Source organism: Rhodococcus gordoniae (genome assembly GCF_001646655.1).
Lineage (GTDB): Bacteria > Actinomycetota > Actinomycetes > Mycobacteriales > Mycobacteriaceae > Rhodococcus > Rhodococcus gordoniae.
In genome coordinates, this window is sequence record NZ_LPZN01000102.1 from 1 (window position 1) to 3,915 (window position 3,915).

Annotated in this window: 6 protein-coding genes and 1 pseudogene; 4 read left to right on the forward strand and 3 right to left on the reverse strand. The window is 69.7% G+C overall.

What is annotated here, in order from left to right; all coding sequences use genetic code 11:
* Positions 1-488: phage shock envelope stress response protein PspM (gene pspM / locus A8G18_RS22110; protein ID WP_425337717.1), on the forward strand; the 488-nt coding region annotated here is incomplete at its 5' end.
* Positions 489-501: 13 nt separating this feature from the next.
* Here the strand turns inward: pspM and A8G18_RS22115 are convergent.
* From A8G18_RS22115 to A8G18_RS22125, 3 genes are read right to left on the reverse strand one after another with little or no spacing between them, the layout of a single operon-like run.
* Positions 502-1,107 carry an energy-coupling factor transporter transmembrane component T family protein gene (locus A8G18_RS22115; RefSeq protein WP_064065568.1) on the reverse strand — a complete coding sequence of 202 codons (606 nt, stop codon included), beginning with the start codon at positions 1,105-1,107 and terminating at the stop codon, positions 502-504.
* Positions 1,104-1,784, reverse strand: coding sequence for an energy-coupling factor ABC transporter ATP-binding protein (locus A8G18_RS22120; RefSeq protein ID WP_064065569.1), 681 nt, complete (start codon positions 1,782-1,784; stop codon positions 1,104-1,106). Before A8G18_RS22120 ends, A8G18_RS22115 begins: the two co-directional genes overlap by 4 nt.
* A gap of 14 nt (positions 1,785-1,798) precedes the next feature.
* Positions 1,799-2,395, reverse strand: a complete 597-nt coding sequence (locus A8G18_RS22125; protein ID WP_064065570.1) for a biotin transporter BioY — start codon at positions 2,393-2,395, stop codon at positions 1,799-1,801.
* A 246-nt stretch (positions 2,396-2,641) separates the two neighbouring features.
* Here A8G18_RS22125 and A8G18_RS23160 point away from each other — a divergent pair, with 246 nt between their 5' ends.
* The 3 genes and pseudogenes from A8G18_RS23160 to A8G18_RS22135 form a co-directional block, all read left to right on the forward strand.
* Complete coding sequence (locus tag A8G18_RS23160) at positions 2,642-2,815, forward strand: hypothetical protein (RefSeq protein ID WP_165369231.1); 174 nt, start codon at positions 2,642-2,644, stop codon at positions 2,813-2,815.
* 16 nt (positions 2,816-2,831) lie between these two features.
* Positions 2,832-3,551, forward strand: a complete 720-nt coding sequence (locus A8G18_RS22130; protein ID WP_064065571.1) for a PIG-L deacetylase family protein — start codon at positions 2,832-2,834, stop codon at positions 3,549-3,551.
* 62 nt (positions 3,552-3,613) lie between these two features.
* Positions 3,614-3,915: pseudogene (locus A8G18_RS22135) on the forward strand (glycosyltransferase); the annotation flags it as partial.

The following is a 3,915-nucleotide window of genomic DNA, read 5'->3' on the forward strand; positions in this document are numbered from 1 at the left end:
CCCGCCCCCACCCGCCCCCCCGCCGGCGGCCGCTCCCGCCAGCCGATTCGGTTGCCCGCGCACCGATGGAACGACTCGCGGCGAACGAGGAGAGCCTCAGGCGCCTGCTCGGTGTGCTCGTGAGATCGAACTCCGTGGCCTCCGACGACCTCGCCGAGATCGACGACGCCGCACGCGCAGCCGCGTCCGCACTCGACGCCGTCGTCGAGGACGTGGTGGCCCTCGAATCCGCCGCGCGAGGCAGTGCGGCCGCGAAGACCCATCTGTCCGCTGCCATCACGGACGCGGGCGAGCGTCTCGGAACGGGCGTCGACCAGTTCGAGGAACTCGTGGCCGCCGCGGCCCGGCTCGCCGCGACCGCCGAGGGCAACCGTTCGCTGGCGATGCTCGACCGGCGCCGCGCCGAACTGATCGCCACGTCCGACAAGCTCGAGAGCTGGGCTCAGTCCTGGCGCGAGGTGGGGCAGATCGAGCAGCGTTACCGCTGAGTGCGCGGATGCATCAGTCGTCGACACCCCGCGCGGCGAGTGCCTCACCCATCGCCTCGGCCGTGCGCAATGCTCCCACCACCACCGGAACCACGAGGGCCCGCAACGAGAAGCCGAGGCCGCGCGCTCTGCGTGCCTCGGTCACCCGGGTGACCACGGTGCCGAGCAGTGGGATCGCGCGGACGGTCATCACCAGCACGAGGCCCACCCGATCGGGGTCGACGCCGACGCGTGCGAGGGGACGTGCCGCGCGCACGATCGCGTCGAGCATGTCGGTGGTCCGCGTCGTGAGAGTCACCAGGGCGGCCAGCGCGACCGCCACGAGTAGCGATCCGCAGATCACCACCGCGCGTTCCCAGCCGGCCACGAGCACCTGGAAGCCGGCGATGATCGCCAGCATCCACACCAGCGGACGCAACTGCACGACGGCGAGACGCGGCGGTATCCGCGCGGCGGCATAGGCGAGCACGGCCAGACCCAGGGCGGGTAGCACTTGCCACGGCTGGCGGATCCACAGGGTCAGCACGAGGATGAGCACTGCGACCGCGAGCAGCTTCGCCCCCGCCGGAATCCTGTGCAGGACGGAGGTTCCCGGGTGGTAGAGGCCGAAAGTGTTCACCCGATCAGGTTCCGGTAGTGCGCCAGTGCCGCGACCGGTTCGTCGTCGGCGACGATCCGCCCCGAATCCACCACGAGGACACGGTCGAAATCGGTGAGCAGATCGAGGTTGTGCGTCACCGCGATCACCTGCTGCGGCAGGCTCGCGAACGTACGGGCGATGAGCTTCGTGTTCCGCAGGTCGAGCAGGGTCGTCGGCTCGTCGGCGACGAGCACCGCCGGGTCGGTCACCATGATCGCGGCGAGCGCGAGCAACTGCTTCTGGCCGCCCGAGAGCAGGTGGCTGGGATGGTCGTGGTGTCCCGCGAGCCCGAAATCGGCGAGGACCTGCCGCACCCGGGCTTCACGTTCCTCCTTGCCGAGCCCGCTGCGCCGCAACGAGAAGGCGACGTCCTCGGCCACCGTCGGCATGACGATCTGGTGATCCGGGTCGGTGAAGACGAAACCGACCTTCTTGCGCACCTCCCGGCCCTTGCGGGCCGTATCGAGGCCGTCGACGGTCACCGATCCGGACGACGGGACGAGCAGACCGTTGATCATCCGCGCCATCGTCGACTTGCCGCTGCCGTTCGCGCCGACGATGCCGACGCGTCGTTCGGTGAGGACGACGTCGACCCCGTCGAGGACGGTGCGGTCGCCGTAGGCGTGCCGCACCCCCCGGAATCGGATCTCGCTCATCGACGGCCGACGGGTCAGTGGGCGGGGTCCGCCGCGGGACGGTGCGCGATACGCGGCGCCACCAGCGCGGGATAGGCGCGGTGCACCTGGGCGGCGACCGCGGCGGCGACGACCGCCTTGGCCAGATCGCCCGGCAGGAAGGTGACGTTGGCGGCGGCCGCGGCCCACACCGTGAGATCGGTGCGCAGGACCATACCCGCGATACCGAAGGCGTAGAGCACGACGATGCCGCCGAGGACGTTGACGGCCACACCGGGCAGCGTGCGGTAACGCGGCAGCATCTTCATGCTCAGCCAGCCGATGACGGCGACGGCGGGAATCCAGCCGATGAGGAAGCCCACCGTGGGACCGGCCAGCGAGGTGAGGGTCGTGCGGCCGCCGGCGAGAACGGGCAGTGCCAGTCCCAGCACGATCACGGTGAGCACCGACAGGACACCCTTACGCGCGCCGAGCAGTGCACCCGCGAGCATCACACCGAGGGTCTGCAGCGTGATGGGCACGCCGGACGATCCGATGCTGATCTGGCCGGGCAGTCCCAGGGCGATGATCAGGGCGGCGAAGACGGCGATCTGCGCGAGGTCGCGCGCGGGGATACGGCGGGACGAGGACACGGTTACTCAGCCTTCTGATATGGACGGTGAACCCGTAGAGCCTAAGCCGTACCGGCGTGCCGCACGTCATCGGCCCGTGTCCGGGTGCCCGAAGGTCACACCGGGGTGCACCTCCGGGTGTCCCCTGATCTTTCCCTGATATCTGCGCTGACCTGGTGTTTTTCCCTTCCGGAGCTGTCAGGATCGAGGCGTACCAAGCAAACGGAGTCCGGCACGGAAGAGGTCGGCATCGAGGTGGGAGTACCCATGTTCTGGAAGATCGTAGGAATCGTCGCGGTGGTATGGGTCGGTCTCGCCGTGCTCGGCGCCCTGCTCGACAACCTGTTCGGCTTTCTCGTACTCGGCGCGGTGATCTTCGGCGGATACCTGCTGTACAAGGCAGTATCGGGAGGTGACAAGCACGACCTGACGCACCTGTAGGACGAAGGGGGCAGCTGTGGAGGCGGTACCGGAGGACTGGCAGCACGGGCTCGTGATCGCCGCGCACCCCGACGACATCGAATACGGTGCCGCCGCGGCCGTGGCGAGATGGACCCGACAGGGCAAGCAGGTGCGCTACGTCCTCGCGACGAGCGGGGAGGCCGGAATCGCCGGTCTCCACCCGCGGGAGTGCGGTCCCCTGCGGGAAGCGGAGGAACGCGAATCCGCGCGGATCGTGGGCGTGGACTCGGTGGAGTTCCTCGGCCACCGCGACGGGCAGCTCGTCGCCGGCCTCGACCTGCGACGCGATATCGCCGCGAGCATCCGACGACACCGGCCCGAGATGGTGGTGACCGGGAACTTCGGGCTCACCTGGTTCCCGGGCTTTCTCAACAGCGCGGATCATCGCGCGCTCGGGCTGTCCGTGCTCGACGCGGTCGCCGACGCGGCCAACGAGTGGATCTTCCCGGAACTGACGGAAGCCGGTCTCGAGCCCTGGCCCGGGGTGCGATGGGTCGCGGTGAACACGACCTCTCCGACTCATGCGGTGGACGTGACCGACACCGTCGAGGTGGCGGTCGACTCGCTCGCGGCGCACCGCCGTTATCTCGAGGCTCTCGACGACAGGAGCGCCGAGGAACAGGCACGCGAACAGGTGGAGCGATCGTCCGCGCCGCTGCCGGGCTTTCCTGCCGCTCGTGCTGCCGGATTCGAGTTGTACACCTTCGCGGGATAGGGGACGTCCCACGACGGTGTGGTGGCCGGTCCCACGTACGCGGGATGTGGCAGGCTGTGCGCGTGCGAGTGGCGGTGGTGGCCGGGCCGGATGCGGGTCATGCGATTCCGGCGATCGCGTTGTCGCTGCGGCTCGCGGATGCCGGGCACGACGCGGTGGTCTTCACAGGTGAACGGTGGCTCGGCCTCGATCTGCCCGGTGTGACCGTCGTGGAGTTGAAGGGGCTCGCGCCCCGGCTCGGTGACGACGCCGGCGACGCGGGGGCGAAGATCCACGCCCGCGCCGCCCACATCGCGAGCGAGATGCTCCCGGATCTCGGTGCGCTGCTGCCCGACCTCGTGGTGGCGGACGTTCTCACCGCCGG